At 37.2% G+C, this 25,497-nt stretch carries 24 protein-coding genes; 15 read left to right on the plus strand and 9 right to left on the minus strand.

Translation table 11 applies throughout. The features are described from left to right. Window positions 1–2: 2 nt before the first annotated feature. Genes menB through ACUN8G_RS08275 form a run of 4 tightly spaced genes read right to left on the minus strand, consistent with a single transcriptional unit; the run spans window position 3 to window position 4,750 of the window. Window positions 3–836 (minus strand): 1,4-dihydroxy-2-naphthoyl-CoA synthase, encoded by an 834-nt coding sequence (menB, locus tag ACUN8G_RS08260; RefSeq protein WP_437346231.1) that lies wholly within the window; start codon window positions 834–836, stop codon window positions 3–5. Beyond that, window positions 833–1,666 (minus strand): 2-succinyl-6-hydroxy-2,4-cyclohexadiene-1-carboxylate synthase, encoded by an 834-nt coding sequence (menH, locus tag ACUN8G_RS08265; RefSeq protein WP_437346230.1) that lies wholly within the window; start codon window positions 1,664–1,666, stop codon window positions 833–835. Before menH ends, menB begins: the two co-directional genes overlap by 4 nt. Then, window positions 1,647–3,416 (minus strand): 2-succinyl-5-enolpyruvyl-6-hydroxy-3-cyclohexene-1-carboxylic-acid synthase, encoded by a 1,770-nt coding sequence (gene menD / locus ACUN8G_RS08270; RefSeq protein WP_437346229.1) that lies wholly within the window; start codon window positions 3,414–3,416, stop codon window positions 1,647–1,649. Before menD ends, menH begins: the two co-directional genes overlap by 20 nt. Continuing rightward, on the minus strand, window positions 3,413–4,750 hold the full coding sequence (locus tag ACUN8G_RS08275) for an isochorismate synthase (RefSeq protein ID WP_437346228.1): 1,338 nt from the start codon (window positions 4,748–4,750) through the stop codon (window positions 3,413–3,415). Before ACUN8G_RS08275 ends, menD begins: the two co-directional genes overlap by 4 nt. 196 nt (window positions 4,751–4,946) lie before the next feature. Here ACUN8G_RS08275 and ACUN8G_RS08280 point away from each other — a divergent pair, with 196 nt between their 5' ends. Next, window positions 4,947–5,372 (plus strand): MarR family winged helix-turn-helix transcriptional regulator, encoded by a 426-nt coding sequence (locus ACUN8G_RS08280; protein WP_437346227.1) that lies wholly within the window; start codon window positions 4,947–4,949, stop codon window positions 5,370–5,372. Here the strand turns inward: ACUN8G_RS08280 and prmA are convergent. From prmA to purM, 4 genes are read right to left on the minus strand one after another with little or no spacing between them, the layout of a single operon-like run. Further along, window positions 5,361–6,212: a 50S ribosomal protein L11 methyltransferase gene (gene prmA, locus ACUN8G_RS08285; protein ID WP_437346226.1), complete on the minus strand. Its 852-nt coding sequence runs from the start codon at window positions 6,210–6,212 to the stop codon at window positions 5,361–5,363. The genes ACUN8G_RS08280 and prmA overlap by 12 nt on opposite strands. Next, entirely contained in the window at window positions 6,209–7,627 is a 1,419-nt protein-coding gene (dacB, locus tag ACUN8G_RS08290) for a D-alanyl-D-alanine carboxypeptidase/D-alanyl-D-alanine endopeptidase (RefSeq protein ID WP_437346225.1), read from the minus strand. The genes prmA and dacB overlap by 4 nt, the downstream gene beginning before the upstream one ends. A gap of 8 nt (window positions 7,628–7,635) precedes the next feature. Further along, the gene (locus ACUN8G_RS08295; RefSeq protein WP_437346224.1) at window positions 7,636–8,994 is read right to left on the minus strand and encodes a TatD family hydrolase; all 1,359 of its coding nucleotides are present in this window, start codon (window positions 8,992–8,994) and stop codon (window positions 7,636–7,638) included. Window positions 8,995–9,012: 18 nt separating this feature from the next. Beyond that, window positions 9,013–10,002 carry a phosphoribosylformylglycinamidine cyclo-ligase gene (purM, locus tag ACUN8G_RS08300; protein WP_437346418.1) on the minus strand — a complete coding sequence of 330 codons (990 nt, stop codon included), beginning with the start codon at window positions 10,000–10,002 and terminating at the stop codon, window positions 9,013–9,015. Window positions 10,003–10,179: 177 nt separating this feature from the next. Here purM and hrcA point away from each other — a divergent pair, with 177 nt between their 5' ends. From hrcA to coaD, 8 genes are read left to right on the plus strand one after another with little or no spacing between them, the layout of a single operon-like run. Further along, window positions 10,180–11,229: a heat-inducible transcriptional repressor HrcA gene (gene hrcA, locus ACUN8G_RS08305; protein WP_437346223.1), complete on the plus strand. Its 1,050-nt coding sequence runs from the start codon at window positions 10,180–10,182 to the stop codon at window positions 11,227–11,229. A gap of 2 nt (window positions 11,230–11,231) precedes the next feature. Further along, on the plus strand, window positions 11,232–11,861 hold the full coding sequence (grpE, locus tag ACUN8G_RS08310) for a nucleotide exchange factor GrpE (protein WP_437346222.1): 630 nt from the start codon (window positions 11,232–11,234) through the stop codon (window positions 11,859–11,861). Window position 11,862: 1 nt separating this feature from the next. Further along, a complete protein-coding gene (gene dnaJ / locus ACUN8G_RS08315) occupies window positions 11,863–12,981 on the plus strand; it encodes a molecular chaperone DnaJ (RefSeq protein ID WP_437346221.1) in 1,119 nt (372 codons plus the stop codon). Between the two features lie 47 nt (window positions 12,982–13,028). After that, window positions 13,029–13,565 (plus strand): ComEA family DNA-binding protein, encoded by a 537-nt coding sequence (locus tag ACUN8G_RS08320; protein WP_445480928.1) that lies wholly within the window; start codon window positions 13,029–13,031, stop codon window positions 13,563–13,565. After that, on the plus strand, window positions 13,565–14,122 hold the full coding sequence (locus ACUN8G_RS08325) for a hypothetical protein (RefSeq protein WP_437346219.1): 558 nt from the start codon (window positions 13,565–13,567) through the stop codon (window positions 14,120–14,122). Before ACUN8G_RS08320 ends, ACUN8G_RS08325 begins: the two co-directional genes overlap by 1 nt. A gap of 18 nt (window positions 14,123–14,140) precedes the next feature. After that, window positions 14,141–15,067, plus strand: a complete 927-nt coding sequence (locus tag ACUN8G_RS08330) for a type IV pilus biogenesis protein PilM (RefSeq protein WP_437346218.1) — start codon at window positions 14,141–14,143, stop codon at window positions 15,065–15,067. Window positions 15,068–15,069: 2 nt separating this feature from the next. Further along, window positions 15,070–15,618, plus strand: coding sequence for a 16S rRNA (guanine(966)-N(2))-methyltransferase RsmD (gene rsmD / locus ACUN8G_RS08335; RefSeq protein WP_437346217.1), 549 nt, complete (start codon window positions 15,070–15,072; stop codon window positions 15,616–15,618). Between the two features lie 54 nt (window positions 15,619–15,672). After that, the gene (coaD, locus tag ACUN8G_RS08340) at window positions 15,673–16,152 is read left to right on the plus strand and encodes a pantetheine-phosphate adenylyltransferase (RefSeq protein ID WP_437346216.1); all 480 of its coding nucleotides are present in this window, start codon (window positions 15,673–15,675) and stop codon (window positions 16,150–16,152) included. 3 nt (window positions 16,153–16,155) lie between these two features. Here the strand turns inward: coaD and ACUN8G_RS08345 are convergent, their stop codons facing one another. After that, a complete protein-coding gene (locus tag ACUN8G_RS08345) occupies window positions 16,156–18,273 on the minus strand; it encodes a sodium:solute symporter family protein (protein ID WP_437346215.1) in 2,118 nt (705 codons plus the stop codon). A 407-nt stretch (window positions 18,274–18,680) separates the two neighbouring features. Here ACUN8G_RS08345 and ACUN8G_RS08350 point away from each other — a divergent pair, with 407 nt between their 5' ends. From ACUN8G_RS08350 to ACUN8G_RS08375, 6 genes are all read left to right on the plus strand, one after another. Then, window positions 18,681–20,771, plus strand: a complete 2,091-nt coding sequence (locus ACUN8G_RS08350) for a peptidylprolyl isomerase (protein ID WP_437346213.1) — start codon at window positions 18,681–18,683, stop codon at window positions 20,769–20,771. A 16-nt stretch (window positions 20,772–20,787) separates the two neighbouring features. Further along, on the plus strand, window positions 20,788–21,543 hold the full coding sequence (locus ACUN8G_RS08355) for an outer membrane beta-barrel protein (protein ID WP_445480929.1): 756 nt from the start codon (window positions 20,788–20,790) through the stop codon (window positions 21,541–21,543). Between the two features lie 63 nt (window positions 21,544–21,606). Further along, the gene (locus tag ACUN8G_RS08360) at window positions 21,607–22,155 is read left to right on the plus strand and encodes a shikimate kinase (RefSeq protein WP_437346211.1); all 549 of its coding nucleotides are present in this window, start codon (window positions 21,607–21,609) and stop codon (window positions 22,153–22,155) included. Continuing rightward, the gene (aroB, locus tag ACUN8G_RS08365) at window positions 22,136–23,233 is read left to right on the plus strand and encodes a 3-dehydroquinate synthase (RefSeq protein ID WP_437346210.1); all 1,098 of its coding nucleotides are present in this window, start codon (window positions 22,136–22,138) and stop codon (window positions 23,231–23,233) included. Before ACUN8G_RS08360 ends, aroB begins: the two co-directional genes overlap by 20 nt. 6 nt (window positions 23,234–23,239) lie before the next feature. Further along, window positions 23,240–24,895 (plus strand): glycoside hydrolase family 10-like protein, encoded by a 1,656-nt coding sequence (locus tag ACUN8G_RS08370; RefSeq protein ID WP_437346209.1) that lies wholly within the window; start codon window positions 23,240–23,242, stop codon window positions 24,893–24,895. A 13-nt stretch (window positions 24,896–24,908) separates the two neighbouring features. After that, window positions 24,909–25,469 (plus strand): DUF192 domain-containing protein, encoded by a 561-nt coding sequence (locus ACUN8G_RS08375; RefSeq protein ID WP_437346208.1) that lies wholly within the window; start codon window positions 24,909–24,911, stop codon window positions 25,467–25,469. Window positions 25,470–25,497 lie beyond the last annotated feature (28 nt).

Here is a 25,497-nt window from a genome sequence, read left to right on the forward strand (position 1 = left end):
AGTTATGGTACCCGCGGAAATTTTGAAAAATCGGGTTTTCTTTTTTCATTGTATGCATTCTTGCCTTCTTGCGCTTCGTCAGTCATATAATAGAGCAGAGTGGCATTGCCGGCCAGTTCTTGAATACCAGCCTGACCATCTAATTCTGCATTGAATGCCGATTTTAGAAGTCTAATTGCCAGCGGACTTTTTTCGAGTATTTCTTTCGCCCATTTAACACCTTCCTCTTCGAGTTGATCGACGGGAACAACTTTGTTTACCAATCCCATTTCGTATGCTTCCTGAGCGTTGTATTGACGGCAGAGATACCAGATTTCGCGTGCTTTTTTCTGACCAACAATTCTGGCAAGATAACTGGCTCCAAATCCACCGTCGAAACTTCCCACTTTCGGACCGGTTTGACCAAAAATTGCATTGTCAGCTGCAATTGTAAGGTCGCAAACTACGTGAAGCACGTGACCTCCTCCAATTGCATATCCAGCAACCAGCGCAATTACAGGTTTAGGAATGCTCCTGATTTGTTTTTGAACATCGAGAATATTCAAACGTGGAACACCGTCTTTTCCAACGTAGCCCTTATCGCCACGTACCGATTGATCGCCTCCAGAACAAAAAGCATACTTACCATCTTTTGCTGGACCTTTGCCTGTCAAAAGAATCACTCCAATTGAAGAATCCTCTCGAGCATCATTAAATGCATCGTATAATTCTTTTGTGGTTTCAGGGCGGAATGCATTTCTTTTTTCAGGACGGTTAATCGTAATTTTGGCAATGCCATCCATCTTTTCGTAAATAATATCCTGATAATCTTTGGCTTTTATCCAGTTAAACTTCATGATATTTTTCCGTCGATAATTTTTGATAAATATGTGTTGAGTAAATTTACAAAATCTTCAGGCTTTTCTAAATGTACGTTGTGACCTGCACCTTCCACTGTTTTGTGTATCGAGTTTCGAATCATTTTATTCATTCTTAATGAGATTTCCGTATACTTATAATCTAAACTTCCACTGATTAAAAGCACAGGGAAATTAATGTCTTTAAGTTTAGACCAGTAACTTGGCATTAAACCATTACTGAATCCCATCAGTGAGTTAGATAAACCAATAACATTATTTTTTTTTCTTTCGTTCTTGATTTGTTCGAAGTTTTTAAGTTTTTTCAAATTTTCGAACAGTGGCTGGTCGAACCAAAACTCCAGGAAGGTATCGATACCATTACTTTTAATTTTTTCAGCAAGAAGAAAATCGTGCTCGACTCTATCTTTTTTCTCATTATAATCTTCAATTCCAGCTGACGAGCTTTCGAGAATAAGCGCAAGTAGATTGCCGGGATATTTCAAAGCATAGGAGAGTGCGGCTCTTCCTCCCATTGAATATCCGCAAAGAATAAAATGATCATAACCCAGATATTTCATCAGTACGTCGATATGTTTTACTATTGTGCTGCAAGTATAGAAATTCGGATCGTCGGGAGAATCTGACTTACCATGTCCTACCAGGTCGATAGCAATGGGAAAATAAGAGGGGTGCAATCTGTTCATCAGGAATTTCCAATCGTTCGAACTGCCTGTAAAACCGTGAATGAACAGGATGGGAATTCCAGAAGAATTTCTACCTTCACCTGTAATATAGTTAATATGGATGTTATCTATTTTCAGCCTCATCAATTAAGAAGTCGATTTTCTCTGCTATCTTTTGCCAGAATTTCGTCCTTAATATTTTTGAATCGCCGGCATCGCTTTTAACTTCGATTACAGTGAGACGGCGGTTTGTGTAGGAAGCTTTCAGATACTGGATAAACTTTGCTTTGGAACTTGCAGTAATAAATTTACCGCCATATGCTTCGACAAATTTACGAAAGTTTAGATTAAGAGGTGCAATAAAATTTTCTTTGCAGATTTTTTTATAACGTGAAATAGGAAGCGATTCAAAAATGCCTCCGCCATTGTTATTGATTAAAATAACTGTCAGTGGAATTCCGAACTTCATTGAATTGTGGAGTCCATTCATATCGTGATAAAAAGCCATATCGCCTGTGATCAATAAAGTAGGTGATTTTGAAACAGCAGAAATGCCGAGCGCCGTCGAAGTTATCCCGTCAATTCCACTTGCGCCACGATTGCAATGTAATGTTATTTTGTTATTTTGATTCGATGCAAAAAAATCACTGTCCCTTATTGGCAGACTATTTGAAACCATTACATCAAATTCACCTTTAAGATTTTCGAATACAGTGGCGGGTATTAATCCTTCAAAAGAAATTTTACTCTTTTTGAAGAACGATTTTTTTATCTCTTCAGCTTCTTTATTCAGCTTAATAATTTTATTGAACCATCGGTTGTCAGGATTGCCCTTTAAAGTTTCGAGCGCTTTGATACAAAAGTTATATGGTTGCATGTTCAGTATTGTTCTGGCAGTCAATGAAGGATCAAACCTATCGCCATAGCGATTAATTAGGATTTTTTTGGCCGATGAATCTCTGAAAAAATGAAGCACGATGTTTGAAGTGGGCGTACCTCCAAACTGCAAAATAATTTCAGGGTTGAAAAAGTTCCTGAATTTTTTTGAATGGAGCAGCGAAGTCAAATTTTCGATTATCGTATCTTTACGATGATTTCCAAATCGGTAACCCGAGGCTGCGTCGGCATAAATTGGATAACCGAGTTTTTTCGACAATCGTATTACTGCTTTTATAAATTTTGCATCGTAATTGTTGTAACCAAGCAAAATGAGTCCCCGACGATGGCTCTCAAGATTATCGATTATACTGTTGAATTTAACAATGTCGTTTATTTGGGGTTTTAACTCAGGAAGCTTAATTGTAGATAATTTATCGAGCAAAGCGCTCTCTATTTTGTCCGTGTAAGAATCGGGTTCAAAAGGTTTGGCAAACGGGAAATTGATGTGCACAGGACCTCTATCGTAATAATAAGAAGTGTTGAACAGTTCATCCGCTGTATTTATTAATGATAACAAGCTCGCATATTTAACGTCAGGAAGTCCGGCATCCTTAAATAATCTTATGTGATTTCGAAATATGTTATCCTGATTGATTGTCTGGTTTGCACCTGAATTACGGAGTTCTGGAGGTCTGTCGGCAGTGCAAACAATTAAAGGAACACGCTGATAAAAAGCCTCGATTATAGCAGGGTAAATTTCGGCAACTGCCGTACCGGATGTAACTACAATAGCAGAAGGATAGCCAGTTTTTTTTGACATACCGAGTGCAAAAAAAGCTGCTGAACGTTCGTCCACTATCTGAAATGTTTTTATTTTTTTAGAATTTGTGAATGCCAGTGTTAATGGAGTGCTGCGAGAGCCCGGTGAGATTGTGGCATTCTTAACTCCCAATTTCTCAAGCCGCTTTACGAAAAGTTCACTCCAGAGAGTGTTTCGATTAACAGATATTTTCATGAATAAAATAAATTAAGTATAGGTTTTAATTTTAGTTCTGTTTCTTTAAACTCTTCCATGCTATCCGAACCAGCGACAATTCCGCATCCGGCAAAAAGATATAATTGATTATTTTTTATTAATCCGGAACGTATTGAAACTGTCAACTCTGCATTACCTTCAACGTCTTTCCAGCCTAAAATGCCGGCATAAAGTCCTCTATCAAACATTTCTGACTTTTCAATTAGTTCAAGAGCTCGTTCCCTTGGTAAACCACAAACCGCAGGTGTCGGAAAAAGAGACTTTATTAGTTCGTCAGCAGAAACTTCATTACTAATGACTGAAGTTACCGGTGTCCATAGGTGTTGAATGTTTTGTAACTTTTTTATTTTCGGTTTTTCCGGGTAATGAATTTCTGAGCTGAATTTATTTATTTTACCTAAAATATATGAAAGTACCGCATTATGCTCGTATAAATTTTTAGAATCGTTGAGTAATTGAAGGGCTATTGCTTCGTCTTCTTTTTCGTTTTTGCCACGCATGGCAGAACCAGCCAAAGCGTCAATTGATACTTTCTTCTCTCTTATCGAAATAAATTTTTCGGGCGAAGCTCCGAAAAAAATCGAATTGTTTCGACGCCATAAATATATATAACAGTCGGGATAACTTTCCTCCAAACTTGATATTATTTGAGATAGATCCGCTTCTTTTTTAAATGGCTTTACAAGATATCTTGCCAGTACAACTTTATCTATATAACCTTTTTTTATTTGCTCGAGTGCTAAGCTGATTTGTCGATTCCACATGCTATAGTCGACATCTCCGCTGATAAAATTTGTAGATTCGTCGGCTGTCTTTTTATTTTTTGTCAGCTCATTCAATCTTTGGGATAAATAATTTATTGAGTCAATTTTTTTCTGAAGTGCACTGTTGAAGTTGCTTGTCAGGTAGAATTTGTTTTCAAATTTCATTAGAATAAATTCCGGCACAAACCATTCCTCTCTTTCAAAATTGTTCCACAAATTTGTTTTTTGAGGCAGTGGGAACATGGCTCCGCCGAAGAAGGTAGGTACTCGAATATCAAGATTGATTTCATGCCGTGAAATGAATTCTTTCCCTTCAATGAATAAATTTCCGAAGGCAAGGAAAGATTTTTTTTCAGCAAGAGTATTGAAGTAAAACCATGAGTTAATATCTTTTATTTTTTTAAATAAAGATTTGTAACTCTTTTCGTCTATTTCTTCTATATAGGAATAGACTATATTATTACTATACGAGCTTTTAGTGTTGTAAGAATTAATAAAGTGCAAAAAATTTTTATTGTTATATATCAAATTTATTTTTAATTTTCTCATAGAAAAATACTAAAAAAATACTAATTTAGTACCAAAGATAAAGATATATAAAAAGAAAAGAGAGGAATGACAATTTAACTTTTTTTTATCAATTAAATTTTATAAGTTATCATTCAGATGAAAGAAACTCATATTTTTTTCAGAGGGATGGGGACCTGGTTTTATCGATCGTAATAATTAAACTAAGGAGTAAATAATGTCATTAGAAAAAACGGAAGCAGCTTTGAAGCTGATTGAAAAACTGAGCCGTACTGCCGATAAAATTCGTAAGGTCCAGGCAAAATACGTATTCGAGAAAAATTTAACTGCGCCTCAATTTGCAGTTCTCGAAATACTGAGCCGAACCGGTCCGGTGCCATTGAAAAGAATCAGCGACGAAATGATGGTAACCGGTGCCAACATAACCTGCGTCGTCGATAATCTCGAAAAAGAAGGATTTGTACGGCGCATTCATTCTAAAGAGGACAGAAGGGTTATATTGGGCGAGCTTACACCTGAAGGCAGAAAAAAAGTCGAAAGTATTTTGCCTGAGTACACTGAAAAATTAGCCAATCTCACTTCGGGTCTAACTGAAAGCGAGCAAAAACAATTAAGCGCTCTTCTGGACAAATTATTGGTCTAAGCGATATACGATTGAAAGCCATTCGCCCATCGATTTTTTATCGATAGGACGAAATCCGATACTTTTATATCGATTATTGATATCATTCTCATCAGCATTAAGAAGACCGGAAAGTATGGCTAAGCCGGTCTTCTTAACTTTCTTTTTAATTTCGTCGGCTATATCGAGCAAAATATTTTTATTGATGTTGGCCAGTACTATATCGAAATGCCCTTCGTCGATATCAGTTATTTCTCCGAGCACAATTTTTACTTTATCTTCCACACCATTGAGTGCTCTATTTTCATTTCCGTTTAAATGACACCATTCATCGTTGTCAACTCCGATTGCACTTTCTGCTCCTAATTTAACGGCTGTTATGGCAAGTACACCTGTACCTGTTCCAACGTCAAGTACTTTTATGCCTGGTGAAATATACTTTTCTATCATTTCAATCATTAGTTTTGTCGTTTCGTGCTCGCCCGTACCAAAAGACATTTTGGGATCGATTGTTATTACTATTTGATCTTCACGCGCATTGTATTCTTTGAATGAAGGTTTAATAACTATTTTGTCGGTCACTTCTATTACCCTTACATTCTTTTCGTATTCCTCGTTCCAGTTCTTGTTTTCTAATTCGGTCTCAGATAAATCGTAACTTTCTATCAAGTTATTTTTTACAGACTCATCCAGAACTTTTTTAAAATCATCGATAGAAATTTGTGTCGAAGTATCGTAGTAAATTATTAATGAAGTTTCCGTTTCATTGATTCCTTCGATTGGAAGATTCCATAATAAACCGCTTAGCAATTCGTAATTACGAGGAATTGCAGTAAGTATGACTTGTTTATAATTTTTCATTCTCGTCCTGTCTTTTTTGATAATAATTCTATTATTTTTTCCTGAATATTAAAAGCTTCTTTTCTCCTGTTTGTGAAATTCTGGAAAAAAAGTGTAACCGCCAGTAGATGATTGTTGTTATCGCGTATAAAACCGCTCAGGTTGCTAATTCCGCTTAATGTTCCGGTCTTTCCTCTAAAACGGCGACGGAGGTCGGGTGTTGTCATCCTGTTTTTTATTGTCCCGTCGTAGCCGGCAATGGGAAGCATGTTGTATATCTTCACAAAAATGTCGGGCTCATCATTATATAAATATTGCCACAGTTTTGTGATAGTTTCGGCGTTAATCAAATTGTAAAACGACAATCCCGAACCATCTACAATTCTATATTGGTCTTTATCGATCCCGATTAAAGACATTAGACTGTCGATTAATGCAAGCCCTTTTTCGGTTGAGTAAGGTGGATTATAACAACACGAAGAAATTATTTTTAATATCGATTCGGCGCATAAATTGTCGCTTTCCTTGAGCATTTGAGTAAGTACCGTATCGATGTGCCTCTTTATTTCAAATGATCTTTCATCGCAGTTGTCATGCTTTTTAAAGTCGACATTGCCTTTAAAATTAATTCCCGCCTGGTGGAGAAGTTCCACAAAACGATTTAAAGAAAATTTGTTTGGATTATTGATGCTGATCTTAATAGTGTCGGAACTGAATTCAGAATTAATATGGCCATTCAATTTAATTACTATTGTATCGTTGTGTAAAAATCGCTGCGGCTCAATGCTATTTTTACATTCTTCAGCATATTTGAGATTGTCGATAATTTTGATATGGCGGGATTCCATAAGTGGACGTACAATTGTACCTCTCTCGTTTCTCTCTATTGCAATTGATATTGAATTGCCATTCAAATTAAACGCAGAAACATAAGGTGCAAAAGAATAAGGATCGTCGTCCCACATCCATCCTTTGCCCCATTTTGATGAATCGACTACCGTTATATCAGCAAAAATATTGCCTTGTATCGAATTGATGCCTCTGTTTTTCAGTTCGGCTATAAATGTCAATAAATCTCTATCTGTCAAAAGAGGATCGGCTGAGCATTTTATAAAAATGTCGCCATAATAAACTGAGTCATGAAAAACACCGTGTGTATGAAATTCGGTTGAAAATTCAAAGTCGCTGTTGAAAATAAGTGCAGCCGCCGCTGTAAATAGTTTTGTAATTGAAGCAGGTCTCAGAAGAAGTTTATTATTGACTTCGTATAAATTGACGTCCTCAGTCAAGTCATAGACTTCTACTGCGGCTATTGTATTATTAAAAAATGGACTGGCAAGAATTGAATCAAGTTGAGACGCTGTCTTATTTTCTAATTTCTGTGAATAGATGGAGGAACAGAAAAATGTTATTACTAATATTAATTTTATCTTCACTTTATCATCTAAAAATATTCTCTTTCCCTGAAATCGACTCCGAGTTCTTCGACGACAAATTTCTTAGCTCGTTCGGCGTCTACACCGTTGATGCCTACGATTGACATTACCACCCGTGAATATTTTTTAGCTTTGCGAGCAAAGTCGAGCATTTCTGCGTGCATTGAAGGATCGACTCGCATCAATTTTGCGTATTGCTCGGGGTCGACAGAGTTCAAACTTATCGATACTACGTCAATTAAATTTTCCAGTTCAGGAGTTATATCTCTTTTGTTGATGAAATTTCCGTGTCCGTCTGTATTTAGTCGTGTTTTACCGCCATTTTCTTTTACGTAACGTGCAATTTCTTTTACGACATCCCATCTAATTGTGGGCTCGCCGTAGCCGCAAAATACAACTTCCTTATATTGTTTTGGGTCGCCAATTTCTTTTATGTAGACGTGGGCTTCGGGTTCTTCCGATTTTTTCATTTTAAGATTATAGCCGTTAATCACCGCATCGCCCTTCCTGTCGCAAAAGATGCAGTCTGCGTTGCAACGGTTGGTTACATTAATGTAAAGTGAATTTCCTATTTTATACGTGAAACTAAGTTTCGGCTTCATTCCGATACCAAAAAGTTTAAATGCATTATAAGAAGTAGTCCTTGCGACGTCTTCAACTGTTAATTGATGAATTTCCGCAATCTTTTCGGCAATTAATCTTATATAAGAGGGTTCATTTCTTTTACCTCTGTGAGGTTCAGGTGTCATGAACGGCGAGTCGGTTTCAAGAAGCATATTTTCGACGGTAATCTTTTTCACGATATTTCTGAGTGTATTGGCTTTACTGAATGTTATATTCCCTGTAAAAGAAACGAAATGCCTCAGTTCTATTAATCTGCGGGCTTCTTCCAGACTCCCTGAATAACAATGGAACTGACCTTTGAGAGGAGTGTCTTTATATTTTTCGATAATCTTCATTAAATCTTCGGAAGCTTCGCGGTTGTGTACGATTATTGGAAGTTTCAGTTCGAGTGCTAATTCAATTTGAGCTTCGAAAGCTTTGATTTGTTTTTCTCTGGGAGAAAAATCGTAATAATAATCGAGACCAATTTCGCCAATTGCAACAACTTTTTTGTGTTTCGATAATTCTCTTAAGTTATCGACCAGTGAATCGTTCCATTCATTTGTATCGTGTGGATGGATACCGACAGCTGCATATATGAAGTCATATTTTTCTGCAAGATCGATTGCCTGAGCCGCCGATGCAAGGTCGGTTGCAGGTACAAGGATATAATCGACGCCAGCCTGTCGTGCTTTCTGGATTACATTTTCGAGGTCGTCATTAAAATTGGGATAGAATAAATGAGCATGTGTATCTATATACATTTTTATAACTTCCTATGGTTATACAATTTCACCAATGATTATACCGTTTTCACCTATCGATTTGAGCAATTCGAGAGCTTTATCTGTGTCGTTTTTATCCAGAATGGCAATTAAACCAATGCCTAAATTAAAAACGTGTCTCATTTCAGCATCGTCGATTTCTCCGATTTTCTGAATTAGTTTAAATATCGGTGGAACCTCCCACGCATTCCAATCAATTTTAATCGAAAGGTTTTCAGGAACAACTCTTTTTGTATTGCCTATTATTCCGCCGCCGGTAATGTGAGAAAAGGCGGCAATTGTCAGGTTTTCTTTTAATAGATTAATCGTTTTTAAGTACGACTTATGAATTTTCAGAAGTTCCTCGCCTAAAGTGCCTTCGAATTCGTCAAATTTATCTTCTGGTTTGTACTTGTCGAAGAGAACTTTACGAGCAAGCGAATATCCGTTTGTATGTAATCCTGTTGAAGGAAGTCCGATAAGTTGGTCTCCTTTTTTTACAGTTGAGCCGTCGATTATTTTTTCTTTCTCAACAATGCCTACGATAGTACCCGATAAGTCATATTCATCAGGAGAATAAAGTCCGGGCATTTCAGCGGTTTCACCTCCAATAAGAGCAACTCCATTTTCTTTGCATGCGACCGAAAATCCTTTAATAATTTGTTCGGCTTTTTCGGGCTCAAGTTTTCCGAATGCCAGATAATCCATAAAATATTGGGGTTCGGCGCCACAAACGGCGATGTCGTTGACGCAATGGTTTACCAGATCCTGCCCGATAGTATCATGCCGGTTCATTTTAAAAGCAATTTTAATTTTTGTACCTACGCCGTCAACGCTTGAAACGAGTACGGGATTTTTCCAGCGATTCAAATCAATTTGATAAAAAGCTCCGAAGTGTCCTATTCCACTCAATACGTTTTTGTTAAATGTTGATTTTGCATATCCTTTAATTTTTTCGACAGTCTTTTCGCCAGCTTCGATACTAACCCCGGCTTCTTTGTAATTAATTGCCACTTTGTCGATCCCCGATTATTTTTATTTGCAAATATAAGCATTAAAATTGGAAACTTTCCTCTGTCTCAGTTTGTAACACGCAACGCCTGATTGTAGTTTTTATCTAATAATGTATAATTCTATTAAATTTGGTATTTTTGCAGGTACGATCTTAAGTAGTATGGTAAAGTTATGTCAGACTATCAATTGAAGGATAGAGAAAAGGCAATACTGAGGTTTGTGATTCATCAATTTATTATGACTGCAAGTCCAGTCGGTTCGAGGAATATTTCTAAAAAGTACAATATCGGGCTTTCGCCGGCAACAATAAGGAATATTATGGCGGATCTCGAAGAATTAGGATACCTCGATCATCCCCACACTTCAGCTGGTCGTGTTCCGACTGACAAAGGATATCGTGTCTATGTCGATTCTTTGATGGAGCCGCCTTATCTTGATAGTAAAATTAAAGAGGTTATCGATACAAATCTAAGCGCTCGTTCTTCTTTTGAAACCGAGGATTTACTCACTATAACCTCGACCATATTGAGTAATCTTACAGACCAGCTTGCAATGGTTACCTATCCTAAAATTGAACAGGCAAAGCTCGAAAGAATTCAAATTGTCCGGTTGTCATCAACAAGAATTTTAGTCGTTGTAGCCATTGAGTCAGGCTTGATAAGAACCATAACACTTGAACTCGATGCTGAAATTGACGAAGAAAATATTGACGCAGTCGAATATTACCTGAACGAGCGGCTCGCGGGATTAAAATTTTCTGAAATCCGCGCAACTATCGCTGAAAGAATTAAGGATATTGAGGAAACGAAATATAAACCAATTGTCCGTGTTTTTCTCGATTCAGTAGATCGTATTTTTACGGATATTAGCAGCGATAAAGTGGTGGTTAAAGGAGCTCAGAATATCCTGAAGCAGCCCGAATTTGCTGACCATGAACAACTCCAGAGCGTTATTGAACTGATTGAAAATAAAGATATCATAATTCACGTGCTCGATAAAAAAAGACAATCCCATAAAGACGACCTGGTAATTACAATTGGTAAAGAAAATCAGGATGAAAAACTGAGCGAATACAGTATGATTACTAAGGAATATAAAATTGGCGACCTTGAAGGAACTGTTGGAATTATGGGTCCAAAGAGAATGAACTATTCGAAAATCATTGCTGCGGTGGTTTATGTAGCCAACCAATTAACCGAGGAGTTAACAAAACAGAGATGACTATGAAAAAGAAGACCGTCAAAAAAGAAACAGAAGAAGTTAAAATAAATCAAGAAAAGGAAATCAAAGAATCAGAACAAACTCAGACCACAACCGAGTCTCAAAATGAAGAAAACGAAAAGGAGAAAGACATTATTAAAGAATTAAATGAAAAATTAGAACAACTCGAAAAAGAAAATTCTGAATTAAAAGATACTCTTTTAAGAAAAGTAGCAGAATTCGAAAACTACAAAAGACGCACGGAACAAGATCAGCTCAATATAATTAAATATGCAGCAGAGCCGTTCATTAAAAGTATTCTAACTGTCTACGACGACCTGCAGCGCTCGCTGTCGCATATTAACGATATTAATAATTATGATGCGATGAAGAAGGGACTCGAGCTGGTATTCGAGAAATTTACAAAAACACTGGAAGCTCAAGGAGTAAAAAAAATAGATGCCAAAGGTCAACCTTTTGACTTCGAAATGCACGAAGCTTTGATGCAACAGCCTGTCGAAGGTTTGCCTCCTCACACAGTTGTCGACGTTGTTGAGCCAGGGTACATTTACAAAGATAAAGTAATTCGACATGCCAAAGTGATAGTAAGTGCTGATTCTCCTGAAAATCAAAATAACGAGGAAGGAAAATAATATGGCCAAAAGAGATTATTATGAAATATTGGGTGTGAGCAGGGACGCTTCAGAGGAAGAAATTAGAAAAGCATATCGCAAGCTGGCAATGCAATATCATCCCGACCGCAATCCTGGAGATAAAGATGCCGAAGAAAAATTCAAAGAAGCTGCCGAAGCTTATGAAGTTTTGAGTAATGCCGAAAAGAGAGCTAAGTATGACCGCTTCGGTCACAGCGGATTGAAAGGTGGTCAGGACTTTCACGGATTTGACAACGTCAGCGATATCTTCAGTCATTTCTCGGATATATTCGGAGGGGCATTTGGTGGTTCTTCAATATTTGATGACTTCTTTGGCGGCACGTCTACTAGAAGGACTCAAAGACGTTCTACAGGTACTCCAGGTTCCGATATTAAAATAAATCTAAAACTAACACTCGAAGAGATAGCGAGAGGCACAACCAAGAAAATTAAACTCAAAAAGTATATGAAGTGTGACGCCTGCGGAGGCACAGGTGCTAAAGCTGGAACGGGATATAGAACTTGTAGCGTATGTAACGGCAGCGGAGAAATACGTCAAGTATCCAAATCGATCTTTGGACAGTTCGTAAATATAACCACGTGTAATAATTGCGGAGGCTCAGGAAAAGTTGTTGCAGAACCGTGCTCAAAATGCTCTGGCGAGGGAAGAATCTATGGAGAGACTACAATTAAAGTTAATGTGCCAGCCGGAGTGCATGATGGCAGTTATATGACTCTACGCGGTGAAGGAAATGTTGGAAAAAATGGTGGTCCTGCAGGCGATATTATAGTCGTTTTTCAGGAACAACCACATGAATTCTTTTCTCGAGAGGGCGACGACGTTATATACGAACTTACAATTAGTTTTCCCGAAGCTGTACTTGGAACGGAAGTGGAAGTGCCGACTTTAACGGGAAGAGCCAAACTTAAAATTGAACCCGGAATTCAACCCGGCAAATTTCTACGCATGAGAGAAAAAGGAATTCAGCACCTCAATAGCCATGGAGCAGGCGACCAGTTAGTACGCATCAATATACATGTCCCAAATAAAGTCAATGCAAGGGAAAAAGAACTCTTGAAAGAGTTGATGAATATGCCAAATATAAAAGTGGATAATTGACATTTGTATATTATTAAATTATAACTTAAATTAGTACTAAACTTTGGTTGAGGTGCGTAATAGGGCTAATTTACAATTTCACGCGTAAACTCGGGTTTACTCAGTCAGAAATCCGGGTTATCTTTTATCTAATTTTCTTTCTGATTATCGGGGGCGTATTCAATTATTACCTCAGAACACACGGCAATAAAGCCTTGCTCTATAATTATAAGCAAGACGACAGCTTATTTTTAAACAACATAGAGTTAGATGACCTGGTCAATGAATCAAAAATAATCGAAAATAGTGTTGATATTAAACAGGAACTTTTAGATTTTAGAAAGGCTAAAATTCGGGTTAATAAGAATAATACGGCAGAATCTGAGTTTGTCGCCGTAAATATTAACAATGCAGGTATTGACGAACTCATTAAGCTGCCAGGCATCGGACTTAAAACAGCCGAAGCCATAGTCCAATACAGAAACAAATACGGCAAATTTAATTCAATTGAAGATTTGCTGAAAGTAAAAGGTATTGGAATCTCAAAACTCGAGACGATAAAAGACAAAATTATTGTAAAAAAAGAAGATTTATCGGAGGAATAATGTCTTACAAGTCTGAACCATGGTACATCCATGCAATACTCTATGCAATTATAGCTGTTCTGGTCTTTGTATTAATAAAAGTAGCTTATCTCGATCCGAAGACAGTTCTTGAAAAGGAGCAATTCTTTAAACAAGAATCGCGCCTTAGAATGTCGAATCTGAGAGCCGCTGAAAGACTATGGCACAAAAAGTACAATCGTTACACCGATTCGATCGACAGTCTGATAGCTTTCCTGAAAAATGACCCTTCGGTTAAGAAAGCAATTGAAGGTGTCGATTCGATTACGGGAAAATCCACAAATCCATTTGTCAATTTAGCAGATGGAAATCTCGTCTGGGATTCAATAACGCATTCTCCAAAATCTGGTAAACCGTACCTGTTGCAGGTCGATACTTCCATCTCTGCCGATACTATAATTGATCGCAGAGGAAGAATTATTAATATCGATACTATTAGAGTCATTGGTCAAAGGTATTATATCGAATGCCCCGACGGATACGGTACAATTGGAGACCTCAGAAGCGACGCTCTGCAAAATACTGCTTCGTGGGAATAACTTGAGTATCGAGTCGTTGTGTTTCAAAATCATGTAGGCATAAATTTAACTGAATCAAAACTGCAGTTAGTTGAAATAAGCTATAAAAAAAATTCGTTCTTTCTGGAGAATATCGATCAAGCCATACTTGGAAAACCCTTTAAAGTTTATTCCGAAGACGAAAAAGACTGGCAAAAAAAAACACTCGATATTCTCCAGGATGCTTTTAATAAACTCTCCGTTAAAAAACGCATCAATTCCAAATATTCCTCTTTTACACTATCAAATTCTTACTTTACCATTTTCGAACTTCCCTACGAACCTTCGCTTACAAGAAAGGATCTATTGGAACAGCTCAAGTGGGAAATTTCCATTCTTTTCCCTGCCATTGATCCCGAAGAGTTTCTCATTCAATATATTGAAGTTGATAAATCAGAAATTCGCAAAGAAAATAAGTTGATTGTTTTTTTATTAAAGCGTAGTCTGACAAATTTAATTAAACAATTCTGCCTGCAAAACGGACTAACTCTAAAATATATTGATAATGCTCATCTATCGTCCCTTGCATTTTTTTATCTTTCAAAAAAAAAATTCATGGAAAAAATAACGTTCAGTTTTTATATCGAACAGGATTATTCCTCGTTTATGGCACTTGAAGGAGTTACCCCGTTTTATTTCGAAAAATATTATAACCAGAGTGATTTAATAGCCGCTATAGATAACACGGTAGATATGATGTCAAAATTCGGCGTTGACTACGACAAGGTCGATAATTTTGTCATTAGTGGTCAGAGTCTGACCGACGAATTCATCAATAAATTTGGCGAAAAATTTCCGAAGAAAATAATCAAAATCAATCCATTCGAATACTTCGAAACAACAGAACATGTGAAAAAAAATCCTCTCTATCTTTCACAGAGTAATTCATTTACAGCTGCAACTGGTATTGCAATAAGGATTGTTTGAAGATGAGAATAATATCCGGAAAATTCAAAGGCCGAACCATTAAATTTCCTAAATCGAAATTGGTAAGACCAACAACGGACAGAGTTAAAGAATCGATTTTTAATTACCTGAATAATCTTATTGATTTCGAAAATATTAAAGTGTGCGATATTTATGCAGGTTCTGGTTCGCTGGGACTCGAAGCCTTGAGCAGGGGTGCTGCAATTGCTCATTTTGTGGAAAAAGATTTTTTCGTCTCAAAAGTTCTCAAGGAAAACATTGAATCGCTCGGGATGGTGGATTGCACACAAGTATTCAGAATGGACGCTCTTCGGTTTTCGAGCCAGAGCTGGCACGAAGTTTACGATTTGATTTTAGCCGATCCCCCTTTCTTCAAGGACGATATTCACAAAGTTGTCAAAAAAATAATGACGAACCAATTTTTGTCCGATACTGGGATCATGATTGTTGAACGGTCAGTTCAAACATACGATAAAGATAAAGTGGAGTTTGCGTGCGAACCGATAAAAAAAGTAGGCGACAGCTTAATTTATCAGTTTACTTTTCGATGACTTACAATTTTTTGTTATAATTGAGTAATTGATTTTAGATTTGACGGATTAAATATGGCAAAAGTAATTTATCCTGGCACTTTCGACCCCGTTACAAATGGGCATATCGATATAGTTAAACGTGCTAGTGAATTATTTGACGAAGTAGTTGTAACGGTTGCAAACAATCCGATGAAAACAGCGCTCTTCTCAGTTGAAGAACGACTGGAGATGCTTCGGGAAAGTCTTAAAGATTTTAAAAACGTTGAGGTAGATTCTTTCAATGGGTTGGTTGTAGAGCACGCAAAAAATGTAGGCGCTATTGGAATCATAAGGGGGTTGCGAGCGGTGAGCGATTTTGAGTACGAATTTCAAATGGCGTTAATGAATCGCAAGCTTGCCGGCGAAATAACTACAATTTTGCTAATGCCGCATGATAAGTATACTTATCTGAATTCAACTATTGTACGTAATCTTGCTCAATTTCACGGGAATGTATCAGATTTCGTTCCTCCTATAGTCGAGAAAAAGTTAAAAGAAAAATTTGGTTATTAACTATCACATCTCTTTCTCGCCGTAAAGAAGTCTTCCTTCGACAAACAGTCCCGATTCGAGATGACGTTTCCGAATGTAAACAATGCCATCTTCATTGTGAGGCTCTCCATAGACAGTATGAACAGATTTCAAGCCTCCTAAATATTTTCGTGCATCGCACAGATAAACAAGGTCGCCCGGATGAGCTTCCATTTTGTGCATATCTCTTTGAGAAAAATTAATTATATCTTCATTATCATCAGTAATTAATTTCCAGTGTACAAAAACTTTTTCACCTTCGCGTTCGTTTAATTTCCTGCCTTTGAAATATTCTTTCGCCTTATGAATAGACCAGATTGTCAAGCCAGTTGTTTGAGCTTCGGGGTCGTATTTTACATAATGAGTTGTAATCAAAGCTACAAAGAACGACATAATTAGTGAGAGTGAAAAAAGAACTTCTACAGAGGCAAAATCGAGTCGTAATAACGTTACAAGAATGTCGGTAACAATCACAATGCTGCTGAATGCAACCATACCATAGATGATTAAATTATGTTGCTTGTTTTTATAAATTCTCGTCGATAACTTTTTGAGTTGATGCTGAAACATAGTAACCAGAACGGCTAATGCGCCGCATACAATCAGATTGTAAAGTGCGCTCATATAAGTATAAGGATGTACAGGGTCAAATGGAGTGCCGTGAGCAATCGGTCGAATCAATTCATACGGAAAGCGATTGCCCAGCAGCATAAGTGAAATTCCTCCAATTACTGTAGTAACCAATCCTGCAGGGGTATATTTTTTCCAGAAAGCTCCTAAGAAAATGGCAATCATCAAAGGTGGTGTTAGAGTTGCATGGAAAAATGCGTGCGCCTGATAAATTGTAGGATATGAAACAAATGCATAGACGGCAAAAACACCCAGCAAGGTGAAAGCAACCGTCGATAGTCGTGCTATTAACATAGCCTTATTTTCTTCGAGATGTTGGTCTTTGTCGAGTTTCTTAAGCCATATTCTGATTGGCTTGTCTACATCATTTACGTAAATTGCCGAAGCGGCATTAACAAGTGTGCTTACCGTCGACATCAAAGCTGCAGCTATTGCAGCTATTACAAATCCAAAAACTCCTGGTCCGGTCAATATATTTGCTACCAGAACAAAAATTGTGTCGGGATTTGTATCGGGGGGTAAAATGTTTGGATTCATTTCCGAAATTGCTTTTGCAACCCATCCGCCGCCACCAACTACAATGGCAGATATAGGCAGCATAAATAAAATGTTTGCAGCGGCTGCCTTTCTGCCTTCGTGTACATTTTTAGTAGCCATGAATCTCATTATAAGTCCCATATTCATAAACAGGAATCCAACTGAACCTGCAATTGCATCTTCCCAGAAGATTCCAACTGAATTAAATTCAGCTGGCGAGTTATAACCTGCAAAAGGAAGTTTCCAGCTTGTAGGCAATAAATTCCAGAAAGAATCCCATCCACCGACGTAAGAAACACCGAGGAAGAAAACCAACAGTCCGGCAAAAATCAGCATCATACCCTGAACCAGATCAGTAAAGATAACCGCCGTTTGCCCGCCAAAAGTAATATAGGCACCTGTAATAATCGCAGTAATCCAAATTAATCCCATTAAAGTAACATGAAAATTAATGCCTAATATCGACATCGATTCGGGCATCAAAGGTAATATTGCTTTTCCCATTGTAAGAAAACCAATTCCGACATAACCCGTTAAATAGAGTAGCTGTAGAATTGTAACCAGAAATCTCGCTGCAGGCGAAAATCTCCTTTCGAAATATTCCGGTATCGACCTAATTTTTGAATAGACAATTATTGGCAGCCACCCAAACATAAAGAGAGGCACGAAGAACCAATCGTTGATATAAGACATTGAAGAGGAAAAGCCGTATTTAAATCCCATTGCAGAATATTTAACAAAGCTGTGACTGCTAATACCTGTTGCAACAATTGACATGGCGATGAGCCACCAGCTGAAACGCCGTCCGCCAAAGAAAAAATCGTTTGTGTCTTTGTTGTATTTTGCGAAATAAGAGCCAAAAAGAAGCATTGTAATCATGTAAACGACCAGAACAATCCAGTCGGTCTGTGTTCCGATATTAGTCATGTTGTTCATAGTGATCTCATAAATATAGTGCGGCAATAATTAGAAAGGCATGAAGTAGCATAAAATAAAAGTATCCGAATATTAGAGCTTTCCACCAGAATCGATGTCGTTTTTGTCTCATATCAAGTGCTCTGGATTTCCGTATGACAATTAGGCCCATTAAAAAAAAGATTCCACCTCCTGCATAGAGGTAGATAAAAGGCAGCCAAGTATTTACAAAATCGATTTTCATATCAAAACCTTTTAAAATCGTCTTTCAAGTTAGAACGCTTTAAAATTAATCGCAAATTAATTTTGGATAATCCTTTCAAATTTTGAATTGCATCGAGACAATAAAAATGATTGCTTTTAAGTTGATGTGTATCTAAATTAAGCCTCTAAAATTAATTTTTTTCTTAAAACGGAGGTTGTCTTATATGGCTATGATGGCACGGATGAGGAGTTTAGCTCCGTGGTTCATCCTAATGGTTGGCGGTTTGTTTGTTCTTTTTATGGTTATTTCGGATTCACGTGTCCTTGAGTTTTTGGGACAGCAATCGCAAAATGTTGGTTCGATCAATGGAGAAAGTATTTCTTATCAGGAATTTTCCAACATGGTTGAAAGAGCCCGTCAAAACCAGGAACAAGCTACCGGTCAGTCAATAGATGAAAACCAGATGGATTTTTTCAGAGACCAGGTGTGGGATGCTCTGGTTACTCAGAAACTAATCGACGAAAAAATTAAAGAATTTGGGATCGTTGTCACGGATGATGAAGTCAGAGAGGCTTTACTGGGTCCTAATCCGCCCGCAGAACTGAGACAACAATTTACCGATACAACAGGAAATTTCAACAGGCAATTATACGAACAGGCTATGAGGGATCCGCGTAACAAAGAAATTGTCCTCTATTACGAAGATTTGATTAGAGAACAACTCAAACAACGTAAACTTCAGGATTATCTCTTTGCTTCCCTGATTGTAAGTGAACAGGAAATTAAAGACGCTTTCATTAAACAAAACATTAAAATGAAAGCTGATTATATACAATTAAATCCCAATCTAATTCCCGATAAAGATGTTAAGGTTACAGACCAGGAACTTAGAGATTATTACGAACAAAATAAGAAAGAATTCAAGGTGGAACCTGCAAGAAAAATTAAATATGTCCTATTCCGCAGAGTTCCCTCACGACAGGATTCGCTCGGCATTAAAAATAATCTCGAAGCTATAGTCGCTAAATTGAAAGGCGATACAGCTTCCTTTAAATCCTATGTGGATATCTACTCTGATCTACCTTACTCCAAAGATACAGTATCATTAACTTCTATTCCTGCTGAAGCTCAGAACCTGATTTATAACAGCAACGTTGGAGATATTATCGGTCCAGTGGCAACAAGTCAGGGATACATTGTTTATCGCATAGTAGAAAAAATAAACAGCAGTAATCCGACAGTAAGAGCATCGCACATTCTGGTTCGCTCGTCTTCTAATGATGCTGAAGATCTTAAAAAGGCAAATGAAATTTATAACCAGTTAATGAATGGCGCAGATTTTGCAAGTCTGGCTAAAGAAAAATCACAGGATCCTGGAAGCGCATTTAGAGGTGGTGACCTCGGATGGTTTGGTAAAGGACAAATGGTAAAAGAGTTCGAAGATGCGTGCTTCAAGGGTCAGGTTGGAGTGGTTCAAAAACCGATTAAAACCAATTACGGCTACCATATAATTAAAGTAACTGGAAAAACAAACACAGAGTATGTAATTGAAAAAATTGTCAATCGAATTCAGATGTCGGCCTCTTCGCTCGACGATTTGTATCAAAGCGCCTCAGATTTTTCATATATCGCAAAGGAAAACGGTTTCGAGTCGGAAGCAAAATTGATGAACTATAACGTTGTTGAAACACCCCCATTCTATGAAGGAAGTCAATTTATTCCAGGACTTGGTGGTAACAAGGCTCTTGTGAAGTGGGCATTCGAAAACAACGTCGGAGAAATTAGTGATGTTTACAAAGTGCCTGCAGGTTATGTAGTGGCAATGGTTTCCGATAAAATCAAAGCAGGGTTTAAAGAATTCGACGAGGTTAAAGATATTGTTCGCAATCGCGTCTTACGCGAAAAGAAATTCAATAAAGCAATTGCAATTGCCGAAAAAATACGCGCTCGATTGGGCGACAATGGCAACGCCGAAGTTGCAATGGAAGTGTGGGGTGGCGTGCGTATCGATACAACTGGCGAATTCACAGCAGCATCGATCATCCCGAATGTGGGACAGGAATACACATTCACCGAATATTGTCTTAAAGGCGATTTGAATAAATGGTCAAATCCAATTAAAGGGAGCAACGGTGTATATCTTATTAACCTTAGATACAGAACCAAATTTGTGCCCGAAACTTATCAACTCCAAAAAAATGGCCTGGCAATACAACTGCTTAACAGAAAGAAAAATACTTTACTGTCTCAGTGGATCCAGAAATTAAAGGACGAAGCTGACATAGTCGACAATCGTCATCTCTTCTTTAGATGATTTCAACGAGGGGCTTATGCCCCTCTTTTTTTATCCTTTCTATTTTTTCCTCAATGATTTATTTTTATTCTCAATGAAACGCTTGATAATCATATTAATAGCATTGGCTGTTCCCGTCGAGGCTCAAATTTCGGAAATTTCATTTACAGGTAATTATACTACTACATCGAAATTGTTTTTAAATCCCGAATTATCAGATACTGAGCTGCAGTCAGTTTATCATGAGTTGAACGATATCTACAGCTTTGGAGTAGAAATACGCTACAAAATATCTGAGTCAGTTGAGACAGCACTGGCATTCGAAATGCTTCGCAAAACAATCACAAGGGATGATTTCAATCTCAATGGAATTGCCATATCGATCGAAGAAGGATACAGTGTCTTTCCAGTTGATATAAGTATTTATTATCGACTTCCTTTTTCGTCGGATAAGTTCAATTTTTTTATTGGCGGAGGACTCGGAATTTATGCTGGAAAAATGATTCGCAATGTTTTGAATGTATCGACGAAAGATGCCAGATTCAACATCGACTTTGGAATTCAGGCTTCGCTGGGAATCGATTATTTTATAAACGATGTGATTGCTGTGAGGGGACATATTCTTTTCAGAGACCCTGAAATTAAATTGAAAAATAAATACAGCGACACATTTGTGAATTATGAAGGAAGGATTTATTTGCTTCCTGAAGAGTATACTACAAAAGTAAATGTAGACGGCATGACATTCGGTATCGGAATAGTTATAAACACTATTGCTTTAATGCCTTTCTGATTGATTAACTATTTCTCGTAAGTTGCTTATATTTCGAACAAGTAAAAAATGATAATTTGAAAGATGGTTATTTATCTTACAGGTTTCATGGCCAGCGGCAAAAGTACGATAGGTCCCATACTGGCGAATGTTATGGGTCTCGACTTTTTTGACCTCGACGATGAAATAGTTAAGCGGGAAGAAATGTCGATAGTCGATATATTCGAAAAAAAGGGTGAAATCTATTTCAGAAATGTCGAAACCCAGCTTTTGAAAGAAATATCGCAAAACGACAATGCTATTATATCGCTCGGAGGCGGGACAATTACTTATAATGAAAATCTAAAATTCATGAAGGAACACGGCTTAATAGTATATCTTAAAGTAGATATAGAAACTCTCTATAACAGATTGAAAAACAAAACGGATCGACCGCTGTTCAAAGATCTTGTATTGAATGATTATAGCAAGGAAGAATTTATAAAAAGAATAAATAAATTGTTTGACAAACGAAGTTATTATTATGAACAGGCTGATTTAACAATTGTTTGCGACTCGCGACCTGTTGGTCTTACAGTTGACAGAATTGCCCAACACATTCAAAGGAAAATAAATGAAAAAAATAAACATTGATGCCCCTTCCAGAAATTACGACGTTTATATCGGAGGCAGCGTTTTCACTAAATATTCTTCAAAAATTAATTCACTTGCCGAAAATAACGACTCGATCATTATAGTCGACTCGAAAGTATACGAACTTCACAAAGGAAAAATAGAACATCTACTGCACGGCGTTAATGGAAACTCAATTGTATATAAATTCAAAGCCGATGAAAAAAATAAGTCGTTTGAAAGTATGAAAAAAATTTTTGATTTAATGCTTCGAAAAAAAATGGGAAGGAATACTTTGCTAATAGCCATCGGCGGAGGCATAACGGGGGATCTGAGTGGTTTTGCAGCTTCGGTTTATGCAAGAGGAATTCGTTATATTCATATTCCAACGACTTTACTTGCTATGGTCGACAGTGCTATAGGCGGCAAAACAGGCATCAACTACGGTCATACAAAAAATATCATCGGCACGTTTTATCAACCCGAATCGGTATTTATAGAAACAGATTTTATTAAAACCCTTCCTCGAGAAGAAATCCTGTGCGGACTCGGCGAAGTAATTAAATACGGTTTACTTATTGGTGACGATTTTTTTAATTACGTGGCAAGAAATTATCACAGGGCTTTTGACTATAATGGAGCTTTTCTCAATAAGGTAATCTGTGAATCGGTTTTGTTCAAAGGAAGCACGGTTGAAAATGATGAAAAAGAAAAAAGCGGGTTGAGAAAAATCTTGAATCTTGGACACACTTTTGCACATGCAATCGAAGTCGAACAAGATCACAAAATTAAACACGGCATGGCTGTAATTGCTGGTATTGGATGTGCTTTGCATCTTTCGAATAAGATAGGGCTGATGAATGATGAATATCTGGAAAACTATCTTTCGTTGATAATCAAATTCAGAGACGAAATAAAATTAAAAAAATATAATTCTGAGGCAATCTATAATATTATGTTTCGTGACAAAAAAAATAAAAAAGGCACAATTAATTTTGTGTTAATCGAAAAAGCGGGCAAACTTGTAATTGATGCTGAAGCCGATAAAGCGGACGTACTCTACTCGATTAAAAACGGTCTTCAATACTTTGAAGCATAATTGTAAATGAAAAAAATTCTGTTATTGTTGTTAATTGTAGCAGGAATAATTCCTGCAGAATCGAAAAGAGAAACTCGCGCAGTATGGCTGGCAACAAACCATCGCCTCGACTGGCCTCCTCCTACGTATGACATCGATATCCAGAAAAATGCCTTGATTGAAATTTTCGATTCGATAAAGGCTAAAAAATTGAACACTGTCTACCTTCAAGTAAGAAGCAACGGTACGGTTATGTTCAATTCTTCTTACGACCCTCCGAGTCCATTTATTTCTCCGCAATTCGACGTGCTCTCGTTTGCAACGAAAGAAGCTCATAAAAGAGGACTCGAAATTCACGCATGGATTAATGCCGTTCAGGTTTTTGCTACTAATTCTTTGAGAATGGATTCAAACCATATTGCAGTTAGAAAACCAGAATGGATTTTAAAATATAAAGATGAAAATGGCACTTCGCTCTGGTTGGACATAGGACGTCCAGAGGTTAGAAATTACCTAAATAATCTGGTTATGGAATTAATCGAAAAATATGACGTTGACGGAGTTCAACTCGATTATATCAGGTATCCTGGTAACAACATTAACGACGACTCTTCTTATTACAATTATGGCAATAATAAAAATCGCAATGAATGGCGTAGAAATAACGTTACGGAGTTGATTGAACAGATTTATAAAAATATAAAATCGAAAAAGCCATACGTTAAAGTTGGTGCCACTCCGATTGGTATCTACAAGAATCTTGACGGAATGTATGGCTGGGAAGGATATTCACAGGTTTATCAGGATTCTCGCGAATGGCTGCGCCGAGGCATCCTCGATTATATTGCTCCTCAGATCTATTGGTCTTTTGAAGACCAAACTTCATTCGATAAAATTGCACGCGAGTGGGTCAATAACTCGTACGGGAAAGACGTTGTAGTCGGAATAGCAGCATATAAACCGGAAGTAAAAGCAGTGATAAATAAAATGGTCAATTTTTCCAGAGATATCGGCGCCGCCGGCATTGCATTCTTCAGGTACTCGAACATTAAGGAAATCCGCATTGAATCGTTTGCAAACATTTCCATTCCACAAAAAGTTAATGGGATGGATACTTTTAATAATTTTCAGCTATCAACTTTTACCGCTGAATATTCAAAAAAATCGAGCTCAATAGAATTGAGATGGCAAAATAATAATAGTGGTTCTGATATTAATTATTATGCAATTTATTGCCTGCCCGATTCAAGTTCACTTTTAAGTAACGATTATTTAATCGATCTTATTCCAGCTGAAAATAATTCTTACAGGCTGGAGATAAACCGTTTAAAATTTCCACGTTGCTACTTTGCTATAACTTCACTCAACAGATATTGGCTGGAAAGTAATCGAGATTCACGTCTGCCATCCATCGATTTATTTGAAGGCTTGAGCGACATTCTGACAAAAGAACAAAAGCCCTTGCTTGTTAAAGGTAACGACGGCACTATTAAATTGCTTTGTTACAGTCAAGACAACGAAACTATCAAAGTCGAATATCAATCGGTAGATACAAGTCTAATTAAAGAATATATTTTGAAATCAGGTAAAAATATAATTGTAGAGAAAGACGTACCGACAGATTTGAATCATATAGTTATAACATTTAAAAAGTCGAATAAAAAAACCGAACTAAAATTCTAAAACGAGATTAAAAATGGGAAAAATCAAATCCAAAAAAAGTCAAAGTCGAAATAAAGTGGTTAAGATAATCGCTGCACTGGCGTCAATCATTTTTTTAATTTATTTATTGAATTTACCACGACTTTTTATGAATAAAAATAAAGGCGATGAGGAATTGAACAGAGCGTTAAAAAACAAGACAGCTTTTTCATTCGTAAAAGAAGGTGAACTTTCGTTTGTCACCGGGAGCGATGAACAGATTGTTAAAATCGACGTGGAAATCGCAGACGACGATGTTCAACGTGCTACAGGACTAATGTATCGCGAATATATGGCAGAAAATCAGGGAATGCTTTTCATCTTTCCATACGAAAATGAGCAATCGTTCTGGATGAAGAATACAATTCTACCTCTCGATATGATATTTGTAGATGCCGAAGGGAACATTGTGAAAATTCATAAATATACGACTCCTTACTCCGAGTCGTCTTATCGATCGGGCCGGCCAGCAAAATTTGTGGTTGAAGTCAATGCAGGATTTACCGATAAGTACGGCATTAAAGAGGGCGATCGTATAGTCTGGCGAAGATTATAAATCTACTGTCCCGAGCAAGCGTTCGGGA

The organism is Melioribacter sulfuriphilus (assembly GCF_052656625.1).